This window comes from Paracoccus sp. AK26 (genome assembly GCF_011801365.1).
GTDB classification, from domain to species: domain Bacteria; phylum Pseudomonadota; class Alphaproteobacteria; order Rhodobacterales; family Rhodobacteraceae; genus Paracoccus; species Paracoccus aerius.
This window is the reverse complement of the sequence record NZ_CP041041.1, coordinates 941572-960663: the sequence shown is the minus strand read 5'-3', so window position 1 is coordinate 960663 and position 19092 is coordinate 941572. Positions and strand designations below refer to the sequence as shown.

The 19092-nt window shown below is 67.5% G+C and carries 20 protein-coding genes and 1 tRNA gene; 11 read left to right on the top strand and 10 right to left on the bottom strand.

From position 1 onward, the window contains the following. Nucleotides 1-10 precede the first annotated feature (10 nt). The 4 genes from FIU66_RS04675 (at nt 11) to preA (ending at nt 4740) form a co-directional block, all read left to right on the top strand. Complete coding sequence (locus FIU66_RS04675) at nt 11-673, top strand: response regulator transcription factor (RefSeq protein WP_167621620.1); 663 nt, start codon at nt 11-13, stop codon at nt 671-673. Beyond that, entirely contained in the window at nt 670-1968 is a 1299-nt protein-coding gene (locus tag FIU66_RS04670) for a HAMP domain-containing sensor histidine kinase (RefSeq protein ID WP_167621619.1), read from the top strand. The genes FIU66_RS04675 and FIU66_RS04670 overlap by 4 nt, the downstream gene beginning before the upstream one ends. A gap of 100 nt (nt 1969-2068) precedes the next feature. After that, nucleotides 2069-3427, top strand: a complete 1359-nt coding sequence (locus FIU66_RS04665) for an NAD(P)-dependent oxidoreductase (RefSeq protein ID WP_167621618.1) — start codon at nt 2069-2071, stop codon at nt 3425-3427. An 11-nt stretch (nt 3428-3438) separates the two neighbouring features. Next, nucleotides 3439-4740, top strand: coding sequence for an NAD-dependent dihydropyrimidine dehydrogenase subunit PreA (preA, locus tag FIU66_RS04660; RefSeq protein ID WP_167621617.1), 1302 nt, complete (start codon nt 3439-3441; stop codon nt 4738-4740). Nucleotides 4741-4746: 6 nt separating this feature from the next. On the opposite strand, the gene FIU66_RS04655 is transcribed toward preA, so the two are convergent. The 4 genes from FIU66_RS04655 to pdxH form a co-directional block, all read right to left on the bottom strand. After that, a tRNA-Pro gene (locus tag FIU66_RS04655) sits at nt 4747-4823 on the bottom strand. Between the two features lie 40 nt (nt 4824-4863). Beyond that, nucleotides 4864-5364 carry a DUF192 domain-containing protein gene (locus FIU66_RS04650; protein ID WP_167621616.1) on the bottom strand — a complete coding sequence of 167 codons (501 nt, stop codon included), beginning with the start codon at nt 5362-5364 and terminating at the stop codon, nt 4864-4866. Beyond that, the gene (locus tag FIU66_RS04645) at nt 5351-5953 is read right to left on the bottom strand and encodes a cold-shock protein (protein ID WP_167621615.1); all 603 of its coding nucleotides are present in this window, start codon (nt 5951-5953) and stop codon (nt 5351-5353) included. The genes FIU66_RS04650 and FIU66_RS04645 overlap by 14 nt, the downstream gene beginning before the upstream one ends. A gap of 157 nt (nt 5954-6110) precedes the next feature. Beyond that, nucleotides 6111-6746: a pyridoxamine 5'-phosphate oxidase gene (pdxH, locus tag FIU66_RS04640; RefSeq protein ID WP_255432379.1), complete on the bottom strand. Its 636-nt coding sequence runs from the start codon at nt 6744-6746 to the stop codon at nt 6111-6113. Between the two features lie 60 nt (nt 6747-6806). Between pdxH and fabI the strand changes: the two genes are divergently transcribed. From fabI to FIU66_RS04620, 4 genes are all read left to right on the top strand, one after another. After that, on the top strand, nt 6807-7634 hold the full coding sequence (fabI, locus tag FIU66_RS04635) for an enoyl-ACP reductase FabI (protein WP_167621613.1): 828 nt from the start codon (nt 6807-6809) through the stop codon (nt 7632-7634). A gap of 10 nt (nt 7635-7644) precedes the next feature. After that, nucleotides 7645-8256, top strand: a complete 612-nt coding sequence (locus FIU66_RS04630) for a LysE family translocator (RefSeq protein ID WP_240544741.1) — start codon at nt 7645-7647, stop codon at nt 8254-8256. 13 nt (nt 8257-8269) lie between these two features. Then, on the top strand, nt 8270-8770 hold the full coding sequence (gene gpt / locus FIU66_RS04625; RefSeq protein ID WP_167621612.1) for a xanthine phosphoribosyltransferase: 501 nt from the start codon (nt 8270-8272) through the stop codon (nt 8768-8770). A 108-nt stretch (nt 8771-8878) separates the two neighbouring features. Further along, nucleotides 8879-9634, top strand: coding sequence for a PRC-barrel domain-containing protein (locus tag FIU66_RS04620; protein WP_167621611.1), 756 nt, complete (start codon nt 8879-8881; stop codon nt 9632-9634). 57 nt (nt 9635-9691) lie between these two features. Here FIU66_RS04620 and trpE read toward each other — a convergent pair whose 3' ends face one another. The 4 genes from trpE to FIU66_RS04600 form a co-directional block, all read right to left on the bottom strand. After that, a complete protein-coding gene (gene trpE / locus FIU66_RS04615; protein WP_167621610.1) occupies nt 9692-11194 on the bottom strand; it encodes an anthranilate synthase component I in 1503 nt (500 codons plus the stop codon). Beyond that, nucleotides 11194-13047 (bottom strand): peptidylprolyl isomerase, encoded by a 1854-nt coding sequence (locus FIU66_RS04610; RefSeq protein ID WP_240544740.1) that lies wholly within the window; start codon nt 13045-13047, stop codon nt 11194-11196. The genes trpE and FIU66_RS04610 overlap by 1 nt, the downstream gene beginning before the upstream one ends. Before the next feature lie 67 nt (nt 13048-13114). Then, complete coding sequence (locus tag FIU66_RS04605) at nt 13115-14299, bottom strand: aminotransferase (protein ID WP_255432342.1); 1185 nt, start codon at nt 14297-14299, stop codon at nt 13115-13117. Next, nucleotides 14292-15026, bottom strand: coding sequence for a hypothetical protein (locus tag FIU66_RS04600; protein ID WP_167621609.1), 735 nt, complete (start codon nt 15024-15026; stop codon nt 14292-14294). Before FIU66_RS04600 ends, FIU66_RS04605 begins: the two co-directional genes overlap by 8 nt. A gap of 105 nt (nt 15027-15131) precedes the next feature. On the opposite strand from FIU66_RS04600, the gene FIU66_RS04595 reads away from it, so the two are divergent. Genes FIU66_RS04595 through FIU66_RS04585 form a run of 3 tightly spaced genes read left to right on the top strand, consistent with a single transcriptional unit; the run spans nt 15132 to nt 17379 of the window. Beyond that, on the top strand, nt 15132-15722 hold the full coding sequence (locus FIU66_RS04595; RefSeq protein WP_167621608.1) for an aminodeoxychorismate/anthranilate synthase component II: 591 nt from the start codon (nt 15132-15134) through the stop codon (nt 15720-15722). Then, nucleotides 15719-16744 (top strand): anthranilate phosphoribosyltransferase, encoded by a 1026-nt coding sequence (trpD, locus tag FIU66_RS04590; RefSeq protein ID WP_167621607.1) that lies wholly within the window; start codon nt 15719-15721, stop codon nt 16742-16744. The genes FIU66_RS04595 and trpD overlap by 4 nt, the downstream gene beginning before the upstream one ends. Beyond that, entirely contained in the window at nt 16741-17379 is a 639-nt protein-coding gene (locus tag FIU66_RS04585) for a uracil-DNA glycosylase (RefSeq protein ID WP_167621606.1), read from the top strand. The genes trpD and FIU66_RS04585 overlap by 4 nt, the downstream gene beginning before the upstream one ends. A gap of 78 nt (nt 17380-17457) precedes the next feature. On the opposite strand, the gene hflX is transcribed toward FIU66_RS04585, so the two are convergent. Both hflX and hfq read right to left on the bottom strand, forming a co-directional pair. Next, complete coding sequence (hflX, locus tag FIU66_RS04580) at nt 17458-18807, bottom strand: GTPase HflX (RefSeq protein WP_167621605.1); 1350 nt, start codon at nt 18805-18807, stop codon at nt 17458-17460. After that, nucleotides 18808-19041, bottom strand: coding sequence for an RNA chaperone Hfq (gene hfq / locus FIU66_RS04575; RefSeq protein ID WP_020949330.1), 234 nt, complete (start codon nt 19039-19041; stop codon nt 18808-18810). Nucleotides 19042-19092: the final 51 nt, after the last annotated feature.

Genomic DNA, 19092 nt, shown 5'->3' with positions numbered 1-19092 from the left:
GAAGGACACCATGCGCGCCCTGATCGTCGAGGATGATCCCGTCCTGTCCGCTCAACTGGCCGCCGCCATGCAGGATGCAGGCTTTGTCAGCGACTGCGCGGCGGATGGCAGGCAGGGCGAGTTCCTGGGTTCGACGGAATCCTATGACGTGGTGATCCTTGACCTGGGCCTGCCGGGCATGGCGGGGATCGAGGTTCTGACCCGCTGGCGCGATACGGGGGTGACGACGCCCGTCCTGATCCTGACCGCGCGCGGCGACTGGACCGACAAGGTGGCGGGCTTCCGCGCGGGTGCCGACGACTATGCCGTCAAGCCCTTCCGCCTGGACGAGGTGGTGTTGCGCTGCCAGACCCTCATCCGCCGCGCCGCCGGCCATGCGCGCCCCGTGATCCGCGCAGGCGTCCTGTCCCTGGACAGCCAGCTTGGCGTCATCACCCGCGACGGCCTGGCGCTGAAGCTGACCGCGTTCGAGCAGCGCATTCTGGCATATCTGATCCATCACCAGAACCGGATCGTCAGCCGCACGGAACTGTCGGACCACCTCTATGACACCGACACCGACCGCGACTTCAAGTCAATCGAGGTGGTGATCGGCCGGCTGCGCCGGAAGGTCGGAGAGGGCGTGATCGAGACCCGCCGGGGCGAGGGTTACCTGCTGCGGGCAGCGGGATGACCGGCTCGATTCGCGGGCGGCTGCTGCTGCTGGCGGCAGTCTGGCTGGGCGCTGCCCTGCTGGCGGCCTTTCTGTTCATCTCGTCTCTGCTGGAAGATTTCGTGACGGACCGCTTCGATGCCGAGGCGGCGGCGATCGCGGACGGGCTGATCGCCTCGGTCGAGACCGATGATGGCGGCCGGATCGAACTGGACGACGCCCCGACGGATCCTCGTTTCGGCCTGCCCTTCAGCGGATGGTATTGGCAGGTCGAGGCGGATGACAGCGTGATCGCCCGGTCGGCATCGCTGCTGGACGGGTCGCTGCAGGGGCCGGTCGGCAATATCACGGGCGGGCGCGGGGTTGGCGCGGACGGTGCGGCCCTGCGCGTGTTGCGCCGTCAGGCCACCCTGCCCGACAGCAATTCGCGGATTGCGGTCACCGTCACCGCACCGCGCGGCCAGATCGACGACAGCCTGCGCCAGATCAGCCGCCCGCTGGGCCTTGCCCTGGCGGTGCTGGGGATCGTGCTTGCGGGGGCCAGCGTGGTGCAGGTGACGGCGGGCCTTGGCAGCCTCGACCGGCTGCGCCGCGATCTGGCCCGGGTGCGGGCGGGAACCAGGGACCGCCTTGCCCGGCCCGATGTCAGCGAACTGCGCCCGCTGACGGCCGAGATCAACGCAGCCCTTGACCAGAACGCCGATCTTCTGGCCCGATCCCGCCAGCATCTTGGCAACCTTGCCCATTCGCTGAAGACGCCCCTGGCGGCGCTGGCGAATGAATTGCCCCCCCACCATCACGGCCAGACCCTGATCACCCGCATGGACCGGCTGATCGGCTGGCACCTGCGCCGCGCACGATCCGCCGGACCCCGCGTGCTGGGCCAGCGGACGCTGGTGCGCCCGGTCATCGACGACATACTGATGGTGCTGCGATGGCCCTTGAGGGACAAGGGCATGGAGGCCGGCATCGACTGCCCACCCGACGCAGGCTTCGCGGGCGAGCGGCAGGATCTTGAAGAGATGATCGGCAACCTGTCCGACAATGCCGTCAAATGGGGCCACAGCAGGCTGGCGATCCGCGTGACCCAGACCGACCGCCTGATCATCCGCATCGAGGATGACGGCCCGGGCATGGCCGAAACCGACGCCCCCCGCGCGCTGATCCGGGGCGGGCGCCTGGACGAACACGGAGCCTCGGGGTCGGGGCTGGGGCTTGCCATCGTCGCCGATCTTGCCGCCCTGCATGGGGGCGAATTGCGGCTGGAACGGTCTGCCCTGGGCGGTCTTGCCGCGATCCTGGACCTGCCTGCCTGAAAGTTCCGCAAAGGCCTGCGTCCCAACTTTTACCATTTGATAAAAAAACGGACCTGTGCCAGCCTGATTCTTACCAACAGGAGAGAGCCAGGAGACGCAAATGTCCCAAGCCAGGCTGGTGGCCGGAGTTGTTCCCGGTCGCCTCACCCCGCATGAACTGGCGGCCAACTTCGCCGATGTCGCGCCGCCCCTGACCCGGCACGAGGCGCGCGTCGCGGCCGACCGCTGCTATTTCTGCCACGATGCGCCCTGCATCACCGCCTGCCCGACCAGCATCGACATCCCGCTGTTCATCCGCCAGATCGCGACGGGCACGCCCGACGCGGCGGCGATGACGATCTTTCACGCCAATATCCTGGGCGGCATGTGCGCCCGGGTCTGCCCTACGGAAAACCTGTGCGAAGGCGCCTGCGTGCGCATGGATGCCGAGGGCGACCCGGTCGAGATCGGCGCGTTGCAGCGATACGCGACCGACGGGCTGATGGCGCAGGAAGGCCATCCCTTCCGCCGCGCAGCCCCCACGGGCAAGCGCATCGCGGTCGTGGGCGCGGGTCCCGCCGGCCTTGCTTGCGCGCACAGACTTGCCGCCAAGGGCCATGACGTCACGATCTTCGAGGCGCGGCCCAAGCCTGGCGGGCTGAACGAATACGGCATCGCCAGCTACAAGGCCGTCGGCGGCTTTGCCCAGGCAGAGGTGGACTGGATCCTGGGCATAGGCGGGATCGAACTGCGCCACGACCAGCGTCTGGGGCAGGAAATCACGCTGGAGATGCTGCGGGCAGAATATGACGCGGTCTTCCTGGGCATGGGCCTGGGCGGAGTGAACGCCCTGCGGGCCGAGGGCGAGGAACGCCGCAACGTCCTGGACGCGGTCAGCTTCATCCGCGACCTGCGCCAGGCAGCCGACCTGACCACCCTGCCCATCGGCCGCGACGTGGTGGTGATCGGCGGCGGCATGACGGCGGTGGACGCCGCCGTGCAGGCCCGTCTGCTGGGGGCGGACAACGTCACGATCGTCTATCGCCGCGACCAGTCGCAGATGGGCGCCAGCCGCCACGAACAGGACCACGCCACCGCCAGCGGCGTCCGCATCATCTGCAACGCCGCGCCCGTCAAGGTCCATGGCAACGGCACCGTGGTCGAGGTCGAGTTCGCCTATACCGCGGTCGATCCCGATGGCGGGCTGCACCTGACCGACGACCGCTTCCGCCTGAAGGCCGACCAGTTGTTCCGCGCCATCGGCCAGCGGCTGGACGGCGTGCCGCAGGAGCTGGCACTGGACGGCGGCAAGATCGGCGTCGCAGGCCCCGGCCGCACCAGCATCCCCGGCGTCTGGGCGGGCGGCGACTGCGCGGCAGGCGGCGACGACCTGACCGTCACCGCCGTGGCCCAGGGCCGCGACGCCGCCGAAGACATCGACGCCCACCTGACCGGACGCCCGGTCGAGATTCCCGGCTGAGGAGATCCATCATGGCCGACCTGCGCAGCAATTTCATCGGAATCAAGTCGCCCAACCCGTTCTGGCTGGCCTCTGCCCCGCCCACAGACAAGGAATACAACGTCCGCCGCGCCTTCCAGGCCGGCTGGGGCGGCGTGGTGTGGAAGACCCTGGGTGCCGAAGGCCCGCCCGTCGTCAACGTGAACGGTCCCCGGTATGGCGTGATCCACGGTCCGGACCGCCGCGTCCTGGGGATCAACAACATCGAACTGATCACCGACCGCCCGCTGGAGGTGAACCTGCGAGAGATCAAGTCGGTCAAGCGCGACTATCCCGACCGCGCCCTGGTGATTTCGCTGATGGTGCCCTGCGACGAGCAATCCTGGCGCGACATCCTGGCCCGGATCGAGGATACGGGCGCCGACGGCGTGGAACTGAACTTCGGCTGCCCGCACGGGATGTCCGAACGCGGCATGGGCAGCGCCGTGGGCCAAGTGCCCGAATACATCGAGATGGTGACGCGGTGGGTCAAGCAATACTCGCGCATGCCCTGCATCGTGAAGCTGACGCCCAACATCACCGATGTCCGCAAACCGGCCGAGGCCGCAATGCGCGGCGGCGCCGATGCCGTCAGCCTGATCAACACCATCAACAGCATCACAAGTGTCGATCTGGACCTGTTCGCCCCCGAACCCACCATCGACGGCAAAGGCGCGCATGGCGGTTACTGCGGGCCCGCCGTCAAGCCCATCGCCCTGAACATGGTGGCCGAGATCGCGCGCAACCCCGCCACATACGGCTTGCCCATCAGCGGCATCGGCGGGGTGACGACCTGGCGCGACGCGGCCGAATTCATGGCCCTTGGCGCGGGCACGGTGCAAGTCTGCACCGCGGCCATGACCTATGGCTTCAAGGTGGTGCAGGAGATGATCTCGGGCCTGCGCGACTATCTGGACAGCCATGACATGGCGATGTCGGATCTGATCGGGCGGGCGGTGCCGAACGTCACCGACTGGAACCAGTTGAACCTGAACTATGTCACCAAGGCCCGGATCGACCAGGACCTGTGCATCAAGTGCGGCCGCTGCTATGCCGCCTGCGAAGATACCAGCCACCAGGCCATCGCCATGAAGCCCGGCCGCGTCTTCGAGGTGATCGAGGAGGAATGCGTCGCCTGCAACCTGTGCCTGGACGTCTGCCCGGTCGAGAACTGCATCGACATGCGCGAACTGGCCGTGGGCGAGATGGACCTGCGCACCGGCATCCGCCGCGGCACCTATGCCAACTGGACCACGCATCCGAACAACCCGATGGCGGTGAAGGCGGCGGAATGAAGGCGGTGGTCGGGGCGAGAAGATTCGAACTTCCGGCCTACGGTACCCAAAACCGTCGCGCTACCAGGCTGCGCTACGCCCCGACGCGATCCGTTTAGCGGATCACGTCGCCGGTGGAAAGCCCTAGCGGCAGGGCAGTTCGGCCAAATCCTGATCCAGCGCGGGATGCGCCATGGCCTGACCGACGGCCAGCCCGAAATGGCCGGCCTCGCCCCCCGCGATCTCAAGGATCATCCGGCGTTCGGGTGATGGATCTCCGACAGCCGCGCCTGGAATCGGAGTCTCGTCCAGAGGGACGGCGTTGCGGTGGATGTGGCGGATCACCCCGGCTTCGTCCATGAAGATCAGGTCCAGCGGGATGAAGGTGTTGCGCATCCAGAAGCTGACCGCGCGGGGTTCGTCATAGATGAACAGCATCCCGTCGCCCCGTGGCAGGGACTTGCGGAACATCAGTCCCTGGGCGCGTTCGGCCTCGTCATCAGCCAGTTCGACCTGGAACGAGACGGGGCCGCCATCGGTCTGGAAAGTCGCCCGGTCGGGGGCGCAGGCGACATCGGCGGCACCGGGAAACGCCGCCAGGACGGACAGGAAAAAGGCCGCTGGCGCGACCTTATTCGGCCACATGCGCCATGAAGTCCTTGATGTCCTGCACCTGGTCTCCAAGGTGGTCTGCCGCCAGGCTGCTGCCCCCCTGTTCGGTGCCGCGATCCCAGCTGGTCACCTGGGCCGCCATGAGGCCGCGCGGGCCTTCGACGACGCGGATGCCGATCGCCTCGCCGATGGAGAGGTCGGCAAAGCCGGAATGGCGCAGCACCTCGACATGCAGGAAGACATCGTCGGGATGGCCGAAGATGTTGGCGAAGCCAAAGCCCTTGGCCTTGTCGAACCACTTCACGCGGGCGGGACGCAGGGGCAGCGCCTCGAGATGCTCGATCACGCCGTTGTCCAGATCCGCGATGGGCGCCGAGCCGTCCGAAATGGGCGGTTCGATCGACACCACCTCGGTTGCCTGCAGGCCACGCTGGGTCGGCTGCATCCAGACCGTCACGCGCGACTGGTCAGCGACCGAACTGCGTCCGAAATTCCTGAGCACGTTGGCGTGCAGCAAAATGTCCGCGCCGCCTTCCTCGTTCAGGATGAAGCCATAGCCCTTGGTCGGGTCAAACCACTTGACCAGGCCAGATACCAGCTTCAGTCCCTTCTCATCCGTCATCTTTCCACCACATGCGCTCAGCGCGTCTTGTCCTGCCCCGAATTCAACCAAACCAACCGTTCAATTTGTGCCTGCAAGCGGCGGTCGTTCACGGAAGACAAGCGCGAAACCCGCGCCTATCATTCATGGTCAGCCACCAAGGCCCGTTCGTCAAGCCCTAGGGTGACAGCCGCTGTACAATCCACGCACCAGAGGCCTCTTTGTCCCAGCGAAAGCGGTCATGCAACCGGAAAGCGCCGTCAGCCCAGAACTCGATCTGCCTTGGGGTGATTCTGAACCCACCCCAGAAGGGCGGCCTTGGCGGGTTTGTGCCGTGGCGCAGGCCTTGGCGGGCAGCTTCGGCCAGCAGCGCGGCGCGGCTTTCCAGCGGGCGGGACTGCTGCGAGGCCCAGGCCCCGATCCGGCTTTGCAGGGCGCGGCTGTTGTAATAGGCGTCGGCCTGCGGTCCCTCGACCCGCGTGACATCGCCGCGCACGCGGATCTGGCGGCGCAGGGACTTCCAGTGCATCACGAAGGCCGCCTTGCCCGTGGCCGCGATCTGCCGGCCCTTCGCGCTGTCGTAATTGGTGTAGAAGACGAAGCCGCCGCCGGCGCCCTGCCCCTCGATCTCCTTGAGAAGAACCATGCGCGCGTCGGGCAGGCCGTCCTCGTCGACCGTGGCAAGGGCGATCGCGTTGGGATCGTTCGGCTCGGTCCGTTCCGCCTCGGACAGCCAGCGTCGCGCGATGTCGAAGGGGTCGTCGCCCGCAAACAATCCGTCTCGATCAGCCATGGTGCTTTCCTTGCGCTTGATGCTAGCAACCCTTTGGCCTAAGCACCTTTTACAAAGGGTTGAAAGCGCGAGAGGCAGCACATGTCAAGCGAGCAGAAGCAGGGATTGATGGCTGGCAAGCGCGGCCTCATCATGGGTTTGGCGAACGACAAGTCGATCGCCTGGGGCATCGCCCGCGCCGTGGCAAACGAAGGTGCCGAACTTGCCTTCTCGTATCAGGGCGAGGCGCTGAAGAAGCGGGTCGATCCGCTGGCCGCGCAGCTTGGCTCATCACTGGTCCTGCCCTGCGATGTCAGCGACGAGGCATCCATCGAGAAACTGTTTCAATCGCTTCAACAGGAATGGGGCAATCTAGATTTCGTGGTCCATGCCATCGGCTTTTCAGACAAGGACCAGCTGCGCGGCCGCTATGCCGACACGACGCGCGACAATTTCCTGATGACGATGGACATCTCGGTCTATTCGTTCACGGCGGTGGCGCGGCACGCTTCGGCGATGATGCCGAACGGCGGCAGCCTGCTGACGCTGACCTATTACGGCGCGGAACGGGTGATGCCCCATTACAACGTGATGGGCGTGGCGAAGGCCGCGCTTGAAGCCAGCGTGCGCTATCTGGCGGAGGATCTGGGCAAGGACCGGATCCGCGTCAATGCGATCAGCGCCGGCCCGATCAAGACCCTGGCCGCCAGCGGCATCGGCGATTTCCGCTATATCATGAAGTGGAACGAGTTGAACTCGCCCCTGCGCCGCAACGTCACGACCGAGGACGTCGGCAACTCTGCCCTGTATCTGCTGTCCCATCTTGGCGCAGGCGTCACGGGCGAGACGCATCACGTAGATGCGGGCTATCACGTCGTGGGAATGAAGGCCGTGGACGCGCCAGACATCGCGACGGTGAAGAAGGACTGATTGCCCCGCCATGACGATCACGGCCGATCAGATTGCCTTGTTCGTCGGCACCCTGTCCCTGGCGATCCTGTCGCCCGGACCGGGCGTCATTGCCGTCAGCCAAAGCGCCTTCGCCCTGGGACGCAGGCGCGCCCTGCCCTATGGATGGGGGCTGGCTGTCGGCGCGTCGATCTGGTGCATCTTCGCGCTGCTGGGACTGACCGTCATCTTCCGCGCAATGCCCTGGACTTATGTGGCGCTGAAGATCCTGGGGGGCGCCTATCTGGTCTGGATCGCCTGGAAGATCTGGAAACACGCCCCCGACCCCCTGCCCGACCCGGCCGAGAGCAGCCGCGGGATGGGCTTTCTGGCCGGGATGATCCTGAACCTGTCCAATCCCAAGCCTGCCTTGTTCTATTCGGCGGTGCTGCTGTCGATCTTTCCCGTGCTGATGACCGCGGGCGACAAGCTGGTGATTTACGCTACGGCAGTTTCCGTCGAACTGGCATTTTATACCGCCCTTGCGTCGCTGATGGCTTTGCCTTGGCTGCGGCGTAGGTATTATGCCGCCAAATTCTGGATCGACCGCGCGGCGGGCCTGGCGATCGGCCTTCTGGGCCTGTCGCTGATCCTGCGCCACTGAAAGAGGGACTGCCATGATCGACCGCCTGCCCCACGAGAAAGGGTTCCACGTCAGCTGGGATCAATTGCACCGCGACGCCCGCGCGCTTGCCTGGCGGTTGGACGGGTCGGACTGGCGCGCCGTCGTGGCAGTGACGCGGGGCGGGCTGGTCCCCGCGATGATCGTGGCGCGCGAACTGGACATCCGTACCATCGATTCGATCTCGATCCGGTCCTACAAGGGCGTCGGCGCCGAGGCGGGCCAGGGCCAGCTCGAGGTTCTGAACAGGCCGGACCCCGCCCTGATGGGCGACGGAGAGGGTATCCTGGTGATCGACGACCTGGTCGATTCCGGCCGGACGCTGGAATTGATCCGCGAGATGTATCCGAAGGCCCACTTCGGCACCGTCTATGCCAAGCCCAAGGGCAAGCCGATGGTCCAGACCTATGTGACCGAGGTCAGCCAGGACACCTGGATCTTCTTTCCCTGGGACATGGCGCTGCAATACGTCCAGCCCTATCGCGGCGAGGACTAGGGCCGCAAAGGCCGATTTTAGGCTTGCCGCCGGAACCAGCGGGCCAATCGGGCATTATTTCCTCAATCGCGCATCGCAAGTTATGCGCGGCATATCAGGAGGAAAGACATGCGCAAGTTGATGTTGAGCACCGCCGTCGTCATGCCGTTGATCATGGGTCAGGCTTTCGCGCAGGACGCAGCGACCACGCCTGCCCCCGCCGATCCTGCGACCGACACCACGACCACGATGGGCACCGAAACCGCGCCTGCGGCCGACGCGCCGATGGAAGCCGATGCCGAGGCGGCGGCCGAGGGTGCCGCCGAAGCCGAGGTCGCTGCCAGCGGCAAGGTCGAGCAAGAGCAGGCCGCGAACGAGTTGCGGATCGACTGGATCACCGACGCGACCGTCACATCGCCCGACGGCAACTCGATCGGCGAGATCAACGACGTGATCATCGACGGTGACGCCGGGACCGTGAAGGCGGCCGTGATCGGCGTCGGCGGTTTCCTGGGCATCGGCGAAAAGCAGATCGCGGTTCCGTGGGACCAGCTGACGATCAACTATGATGCCCAGCAGATCACCAGCGACCTGACCCAGGAAGAGGCCGAGGCTGCACCGGAATATGTGTTCCGTGACCAGGAAGCGGCCCCCGATGCGGCCGGCGGTGATGCGGCTGGCGGCGGCATGGCCACCGACAGCACCACGATGACCACCACGCCGGACGCTGCGGCCACCACGACCGACCCGGCGATGACCGGGACCACCGCGACCGAGCCGATGGCGCCAAGCGCCGCACCCGCCGATGGCGCGGCAATGCCTGCCGATGGCACGATGCCGGCCGATGGGGCCGCCACCGAAGGCTCCGCCCCGGCGACCAACTGATCCCCCTGTCGCACCACGACATGATCGGCCCCCTTTCGGGGGCCGTTTCATCTTGGGTCAGTTGCCGCGCACGAAGCGGGCCGCACCTTCGGCCGCGCGCTGAAGGGCGCGGCTTTTGTTCACGGTTTCGGTGAACTCTGATTCCGGGTCGCTGTCATAGACCACCCCGCCCCCCGCCTGGATATACAGCGCACCGTCCTTCAGCACGCCCGTGCGCAGCGCGATGCACATGTCCATCTCGCCATTGGCGGCGAAATATCCGACCGCACCGCCATAGACGCCGCGCTTTTCCGGCTCCAGTTCGTCGATGATCTCCATCGCGCGGACCTTTGGGGCGCCGGACACGGTGCCCGCAGGCAGGCCTGCCAGCAGCGCGGACAGCGCATCCTCGCCCTCGCGCAACTCACCCACCACGTTCGACACGATATGCATGACGTGGCTGTATCGTTCGATGACGAACTGTTCCGTGGGCTTCACCGTGCCGGGCTTCGCCACCCGGCCCACGTCGTTGCGGCCCAGGTCCAGCAGCATCAGGTGTTCGGCTAGTTCCTTCTGGTCGCCCAGCAGATCGGCCTCGAGCGCGCGGTCCTCGGCCTCGTCCGCGCCGCGGGGGCGGGTGCCGGCGATGGGGCGGATCGTCACTTCTCCGTCGCGCAGGCGCACCAGGATCTCGGGGCTGGCACCGACGATCTGGAAGCCGCCCAGGTTCAGGAAGAACATGAAGGGCGACGGATTGGTCCGGCGCAGGCTGCGGTAAAGCGCAAGCGGCGGCAGCGGGAAATCCATCCGCCAGCGTTGACTGGGGACCACCTGGAAGATGTCGCCCGCGCGGATGTAGTCCTTGGCCTTTTCGACCGCCGCCAGATAATCGGGCTTGGAGAAGTTCGAAACCGGCTCTCCGATCCGGGCGTCGTGACCCAGGGCGCGCGGTTCGGACGGCTGGCGGTCCAGCGACCGCAGCGCGTCCATCACGCGTTCCGCAGCCTGTGCATAGGCTGCGCGGGCATTGTCCGATCCGTCGTGCCAGGCGGGGGCGCACAGCGTCACCTCTCCCTTCACGCCGTCCAGCACCGCCACGACCGAGGGTCGCATCAGCATCGCGTCAGGCAGGTCCAGCGGGTCGGGGTTCACGTCCGGCAGGTGTTCGACCAGCCGGATCATGTCATAGCCCAGGTATCCGAACAGGCCCGCCGCGACCGGGGGCACGCCATCGGGCATGGTCTCGATCCGGCTTTCGGCAATCAGCGCCCGCAGGCTGTCAAGCGCAGGCCGGTCGTCGGGCTGGAAGTCGTCCGAAAAGCGCGCATGGCGATTGATGCGGGCCTTGCCGTTGCGGCAGTCCCAGATCAGGTCGGGCTTCATGCCGACGATGGAGTATCGCCCCCGCACCTCGCCGCCCGTGACCGATTCCAGCATAAAGGACATGGGCGCCGCTTCCGCCAGCTTCAGCATCAGGCTGACCGGCGTGTCCAGGTCCGCGGCCAGCCGGATGGTGACAAGCTGGTTCTGCCCTGCGTTCCACGCCGCCTCGAAGGCGGCAAAGTCGGGTGTCAGTTCCATCACTGGACCTGCGCGTTGATGGCGTTGATCGCGGACTGGTCCAGGCTGATCCCCGCCTCGCGCTGCACGGCGCGGGCGTAATAGTCGAAGAGGTCGGACTGCAGCGACTGCTCCAGCCGGTCGCCCACCGCGTCGGTGATGCGCTGCGCATCCTCGCCTGCGAGGTCGGCCTGATCAACCGCGTCAAGGCGCAGCAGGATCACCCTGTTATCGGCATCCACGATCTCGATCTCGCCGGGTTCGGCCATGGCGAAGGCGCGGGCGACAGCGTCCGCCGGGGCATTCTCGATCCAGCCGTCGCGGGTGATATCCTTCACCTCGGTCCATTCCGGCGCGGGCTGGCCCTCGGCGGCCTCGGTGGTGAGGCGCTGTTCGGCGGCAAGGGCCAGAAGCTGGCGATGCGTTTCGGCACGGCGCCAATCGGCCTCGACTTCGTCGCGGACCTCCTCGAAGGGGCGCAGCGTCGGGGGCACGATCTCGTCCAGCCGCAGGGCGAAGACGCCGCCGTCATCCAGGCTGGCCAGTTCCGGAAAATCGGCTTCCGTGGCCTCGGCTGCGCGGTCGCGGAACGCCTGGTAGCCGGCGATGCTGCCTTCCTCGGGCGTGGCGCCTGCGGACCATTCGATGGTGCCAAGCTGCAACTCGGTTTCCTCGGCCACCTGTTCCAGCGTGGCCCCGCCTGCCAGCAGATCCTCGTATTCGGCCATGCGGTCCTCGATGGTGCGGGCCGCACGGTCCAAGGCGGCTTCGGCCCGAAGATCCTGCTGGGCTTCCTCGAAGGGGATGTTCACGGGATCCAGAATGGCGTGGACCGAGAAGAGCGCGGGTCCAAGATCGGTCTGCAGGGGGCCGACGACGCCCGGCTGTTCAAGCCCGAACACGGCCTCGCCCGCCGCGCCCAGGTCGGCCTGGGCGACCTCGCCCAGTTCGGCGTCCTCGGGCTGAAGCCCGCGCTGGATGACAAAGGACTCAAAGGGCGCGGTCCCGGCGTCGATCTGCGCCTTCGCGGCCTCGGCCTCCTCGGCAGAGGGGAAGACGAGGCGGCTGACCAGGCGACGCTCGGGCCGCTGGTATTCGTCGATATTGGCGTCATAGGCGGCGCGCAGGGCGGCCTCGTCCAGTTGAACCTCGGGGGCCAGGATTTCCGGGGTCAGCCAGACATAGGTGATCTTGCGCAATTCCGGCGCGGTGAAGCGGTCGGCATTGGCGCTGTGCCAGGCCTTCAGCGTCTCCTCGTCCGGTTCGGCAACTGGCGCGGGCAGCATGTCGGCAGTCAGTTCGCGCCAGGACACGTCGCGGCGTTCAAGGATCCACTTCGCCGTGGTCTCGACAGCCGCTTCGGGGGCGCTGACGCCACCCGCCACGGCCCGCTGGATCAGAAGGCGGGCTTCGTCGGTGCGGACCTCGCGCTCGAACTCGGCCTCGGACAGGTTCTCGCGGCGCAGCACCTCGGCATAGGCGGCGCGGTCGAAGCTGCCGGTCGGGCCGCGGAAGGCAGGCGCCTCCAGGATGGTCTGGCGCACCTTCTCGTCGCCGACGGCCACGCCGATGCGGCGGGCCTGTTCCTCAAGCGCGGCGGCGGTCACCAGCTGCGACTGCACGGCCTGCGGCAGGCCCATCGCCTGGGCCTGCGCCATGCTCATCGGCTGGCCGGTCTGCTGCTGATAGGCGTTCATCTGGTTGCGAAGCGCGCGGGCATAGTCGTCGGCGGTGATCGTCGTGTCGCCCACCGACCCGATCGAGGTCGAGCCGCCCGAAAAGCTGGTCACGCCGAAGCCGCCCAAGCCCAGGACCATCAGGCCCATCAGCACCCAGACGATCGTCGATTTTCCATGTGTCCGCAGGTTCTTCATGGCCCGGTGCTTCCCCTTCTCGTGTCGGCCTTGTCTTTAGGACGCGCGCGGCCTTGCCACAAGCCTGTCAACCCGAAAGCCCTGCCAGCCTCTCGGCCAGTTGAGCGATCCGTGGGGCGTCGACATTGGCAAAGGCGATGCGCAGGTGGCGCGCGCCGTCGGGATCGTCAGGCGGCATGAACATGGTGCCGGGCAGCGCCAGCACGCCGATGGTTGCAACCATCCGCCGCGCCAGGCTGGCCGAGGATTCGGCCAGCGGATGCTGCACCCAGGCGAAATAGGCGCCCGCGCTTTTCACCCGCCAGCCCGGCAGGCCCGACAGCGCCGCCACCGTCGCGTCGCGCCGGGCCAGCACCTCGGCCCGTTCGCCTGCCAGCCAGTCGCGCAAATTGCCCATGCCCCACAGCGCGCCGATCTGGCCCAGCTGGGACGGGCAGATCGCCACGGTGTCCAGGAACTTCTCGACCTGCGCCATCCGCGCGGTCGAGGCGATCAGCACCCCCACCCGATGCCCGGTCAGCCGATAGGCCTTGGAGAAGCTGTAAAGCTGGATCACCGTGCGGTCCCAGTCGGGCCGCGCCAGCAGGTCGTGCGGCGCCCCTGCCCGGCTGTCGAAATCGCGATAGGTTTCGTCCAGGATCAGCGCGATGCCGCGTTCCTGCGCCAGGTCGAAGAAGCGGCCCACAAGGCCGGCTGGGTATTCCGCGCCCGAGGGGTTGTTGGGCGTCACCAGCACGATCGCCCGCGTCCGGGGGCCGATCAGGGCAGCCGCACGGTCCGGATCGGGCAGCAGCCCCTCGCCGCAGGGCAAGGGCACCGCCGCGATGCCCTGCATGTCCAGCCACATCTTGTGGTTGAAGTACCAGGGCGTGGGCAGGATGACCTGATCCCCGGCCCGCGCCAGCGTCGTGATCGTTGCGCAGAAGGCCTGGTTGCAGCCCTGGGTGATGGCCACCTGCCCCGGATCGACTGTTCCGCCATAGCTGCGGGAAAACTCGGCCGCCACCGCCGCGCGAAGGTCGGGATTGCCCAGCACCGGGCCATAAAGATGCGCTTCCGGCCGGTCCATCGCCGCATCGGCCATTGCCCGGCGCAGGGCGACGGGAGGAGGCTCGACCGGGGCGGCCTGGCTGACATTGATCAGCGGGCGATCCGCCGGAAAGGTCACGCCCGCCAGCCAGCGGCGCGCCTCCATCACCGGGGGCGCAAAGGTCGCCGCAAGGGCGGGGTTCAGGGTCAGGCCTTCAGTCACGCGACAGTCCTTGCAAATCCGACAGGTCGGGGGGCAGCGAAAGATCCAGCACCGGCGCGGGCAGGCCCGGCGCGGAAGGGGTGCCGGGCAGATCCAGCGGCATCAACGGCGCGGCGTCCGGGCCTTCCGCGGCGGCGCGACCCGGCAGCAGGGGAAGGCCGGGGCGGGCCAGCGTCGCGGGACGGTCAAGCTGCGGCGCATCCTCGCCCGCGGTCGGGGTCCCTTGGACCGGGCCATCCTGGTCGCCGGCTGGCTGCGGGCGCGGATCGGGCATGGTGATCGCCACCGGCGCGGGTTCCGAGGTGGGGGCCATGACCGCAGGCGCCTCGGCCACGGCCGGGCGATCCGAGGCAAGCGGCGCGGGCAGGCTGGGCGCGAGATCGCCGCCGCGCCCGAACTCGGACCCCACGGGCAGATCGACCGCACCGGCGACAGGGGCATCGGCGGGCGGGGGGTCGGCCACCGGCGCATCGGCTTGCGGTGTCCCGGCGGGCGCGGGCGCCGCAACCGCTTCCTCTGCTTCACCGGACTGCGGCACAGGGCTGGCCTCTGGGACCTCGGCAGTCGCGGGGGTGTCGGGGGCGACTGGCAGAACAGTGGCCTGCGCGGGCTGCGCCCCTGCCTCGGCATCCGGCTGCGGCAGGGGCACGGCCAGCGACAGGGCCGCAAGGGCGGCGACGCCGACCAGCCCGCCATGCAGAAAACCCGTCCAGAAACCGCGTGCCATCTGTCCCTTCTTGCCCGTGCCGGTCTTGACCCCCCGGCGCGCTTTGCCCCATCTATAGCGGACCCATCCGGGCGGGGAAACCGCCACCATATCAGGGCGCATACCATGATCCTTCTGATCGACAACTATGACAGCTTCACCTGGAACCTCGTGCATTATCTGGCCGAGGCCGGGGCCGAGGTCGTCGTGCGCCGCAACGATGCCCTGACGGTCGAGGAAGCCCTGGAAATGGCGCCCGAAGGCATCGTGATCTCGCCCGGGCCCTGCGATCCGGCGCAGGCGGGCATCTGCCTTGACCTGATCCGCGCCGCCGCCGACCGGGCCGTTCCGCTGTTCGGCGTCTGCCTGGGCCACCAGGCCATTGGCGAGGCCTTCGGGGGAAAGGTCGTGCGCGCCAACCGGATCATGCATGGCAAGACCGACGCGATCACCCATGACGGCACCGGCGTCTTCGCAGACCTGCCCTCGCCCCTGACCGCGACGCGTTATCATTCGCTGACGGTCCAGCCCGAAAGCCTGCCCAACTGCCTGCGCGTCACCGCCACCTCGGACGACGGCACGATCATGGGCCTGATCCACGAAGCCCTGCCGGTCGAAGGGGTGCAGTTCCACCCCGAATCCATCGCGTCCGAATACGGGCACGAGATGATCCGCACCTTCCTTGCCCGCTGCACCCCCCGGAAAGCCGCGGCATGAGCGGGACCGACATCCGCCCGCTGATCGGGATCGCCGCCACCCGCCCCCTGACCGGAACCGAGGCCGAGGCCGCCTTTTCCGCGCTCTTCGACGGCGCGGCGACCCCTGCCCAGATCGGCGGGCTGCTGATGGCCCTGCGCGTGCGCGGCGAGACGGTGGACGAGATCGCCGCCGCCGCCCGCGCCATGCGCCAGCGGATGCACCGCATCACCGCCCCTGCAGGCGCGATCGACATCGTGGGCACCGGCGGGGACGGCAAGGGCACGCTGAACATCTCGACCGCGACGGCCTTTGTGGTGGCGGGCGCGGGCGTGCCGGTCGCAAAGCACGGCAACCGCAACCTGTCGTCGAAATCGGGCGCGGCGGATGCGCTGACCGCGATGAGGATCAATGTGCTGGGCGGGCCTGCCGTGGCGCAGGAGGCGGTGGCCCGGGCGGGCATCTGCTTCATGATGGCGACGATGCACCATCCGGCCATGCGCCATGTCGGCCCGCCACGCGCGGAACTGGGCACAAGAACCGTCTTCAACCTGCTGGGACCGTTGACGAATCCGGCATCGGTCCGGCGGCAGCTGACGGGCGCCTTCAGCGCCGACTGGATCCGCCCCATGGCCGAGGTCCTGCGCGACTTGGGCAGCGAGGCTGCCTGGCTGGTCCACGGCGCCGATGGCACCGACGAGATCAGCATCGCCGGCGAAACCCATGTCGCCGCGCTGAGGGATGGCGAGATCACCGAGTTCACCGTGACCCCCGAGGATGCGGGCCTGCCCCGCCACCCCTTCGAGGCGATCATCGGCGGCGAGCCGCATGAAAACGCCGCGGCCTTTCGCGCGCTGCTGAGCGGCGAACGCGGCGCCTATCGCGACGCGGTGCTGCTGAACGCGGCGGCCGCGCTGCTGATCGCCGGAAAGGCGGGCGACCTGCGCGAGGGGGCCGTCATGGCCGCAGAATCCGTCGACAGCGGGGCGGCCATGGACCGCCTGACCCGCTTGGCGCAGGTCACCGGGGCGCCCGAGGCATGAAGCCGCCCAAGGCCTGGGACCACCTGCCCTTCTTCCGGCAGGACTGGCCCGCGATCCGCGACCGGCTGAAAGGCCTGGATGACTGGCTGCCCGGCCCCGCCCTGGTCTTTGCCGCGCTCGAGGCAACGCCGCCGGAAAGGGTGCGGGTCGTGATCCTGGGCCAGGATCCCTATCCAACGCCGGGCCACGCGAACGGGCTGGCCTTTTCGGTCGCGCCCGAGGTGGCCCTGCCCCGGTCGCTGAAGAACATCTTCACGGAACTGCGCGACGACATCGGCGCGGCCCCGGCTACGGGCGATCTGTCGGGTTGGGCGCATCAGGGCGTGCTGCTGCTGAATACATCCCTGTCTGTGCCGCCGGGGGATGCAGGGCGGCACGCTTCCTGGGGCTGGGACCGGCTGGCGCGCGATGCCGTGACTGATGCACAGAAGCACGGGCCGCTGGCCTTCCTGCTGTGGGGGGCGCATGCGCAGAAGGCGGTGGCAGGACTGCCGCGCGCCGAGGATCTGGTGATCGCGACGGCGCATCCCTCGCCGCTGTCGGCGCGGCGGGGGTTCTTTGGCAGCAAGCCATTTTCACGGATCAATGAATGGCTGGAACAGCAAGGGCGGCAACCAGTGGATTGGGCAGCCTGAAACCTGCTTTGCGTCCGTTGGGTGCGTGCTTGCACGCACCGGAACCGGCCTCAACAACGGTGCGTGCAAGCACGCACCCTACGCCTCTTCGTCCTGGTCCGGGGCGTTCAGCGCTGCAAAACCCGCCTTCTGCCGGTCAGTCCACAGAAGATGAAGCGTCACGCCATTCTCGCCCGACTCCTCGCGCTCGACCACACCCGCCTCGTGCAGCCAGGCCCGGCGCCGCCCGTCCGAGAAGGGCAGCGTCACCGTGGCAGATGTCTTCGGCTCGTCCAGGGCTGCGGAGAGATGCGCGTCGATGGCGGCGATCAGGTCGTCCAGGCCCTCTCCCGACAGGGCGCTGACGGCCTGGATGCCTTCTGTGCGCGCATCGGTGCGGCGCAGGGCGGCGCGGGTGTCGGCGGACAGCGCGTCGATCTTGTTCCAGACCTCGATCAGGGCGACGTCCTCATCCACGCCCAGGCTTTCCAGGATCTCGGCCACGTCGGCGGCCTGTTCCTCGGTCTCGGGGTGGCTGATGTCGCGGACGTGCAGGATCAGGTCGGCTTCCAGCACCTCTTCCAATGTGGCGCGGAAGGCTGCGACCAGTTCGGTGGGCAGGTCGCTGATGAAGCCGACGGTGTCCGACAGGATGATCTTGCGTCCCTGTCCACCGCCCGCAGCACCCTTGGCACCCGGCAGGTGGATCGCCCGCATCGTCGGGTCCAGCGTGGCGAACAGCATGTCCTTGGCCAGAACCTCGGCCCCGGTCAGGCGGTTGAACAACGTCGATTTCCCGGCGTTCGTGTAACCCACAAGCGCGACGATGGGATAGGGCACCTTGGCGCGGGCGGCGCGGTGCAGGGTGCGGGTCTTGACCACACGTTCAAGCTGGCGGCGCAGGCGCGTCATCTGTTCGTCGATGGCGCGGCGGTCAGCCTCGATCTGGGTTTCCCCCGGGCCGCCCACGAAGCCAAGCCCGCCCCGCTGCCGTTCCAGGTGGGTCCAGGCGCGCACCAACCGCGTGCGCTGATAGGACAGCGCGGCCAGTTCCACCTGAAGCACGCCTTCGCGGGTCCGGGCGCGGTCGGCGAAGATTTCCAGGATCAACCCCGTCCGGTCCAGAAGCTTGACGCCCCAATCCTTTTCCAGGTTGCGCTGCTGCACGGGGCTAACAGGGCCGTCCACCAGCACCAGATCGACCTCTCCCTCGGTCAGGCGCTCGCCGATCTCGGCCAGCTTGCCCTTGCCGAACAGGCGACCCGCATCAGGCTTGCGCAGGCGCGCAACCTCGTCGCCCACGATCTCGATCCCCGGCAGCGCATGGGCCAGGGCCACCGCCTCGGCCAGGGCATGTTCGGGCTCGCGCCGCTGGGTGCGGCTGGCCAGATCCGGATGGATCACATAGGCGCGGGTGGGTCTTGCTTCGGTTTCCGTAAGTTCTGCCAATCAATCCTCGCCTTCGTACAGCGAAATGGGCTGACCCGGCATGATCGTGCTGATGGCGTGCTTGTAAACCAGTTGGGACTGGCCGTCGCGGCGAAGAAGAACGCAGAAATTGTCGAACCAGGTAATGACGCCCTGCAACTTGACACCGTTGATCAGGAAGATCGTGACGGGCACCTTCGCCTTGCGGACATGGTTGAGAAACGCGTCCTGCAGGTTCTGCTTGTCGCCAGCCATTCTTATTTCCGTTTTCGAACTGTCCCTGTGGTTTTTACATCTAAGCCGTTG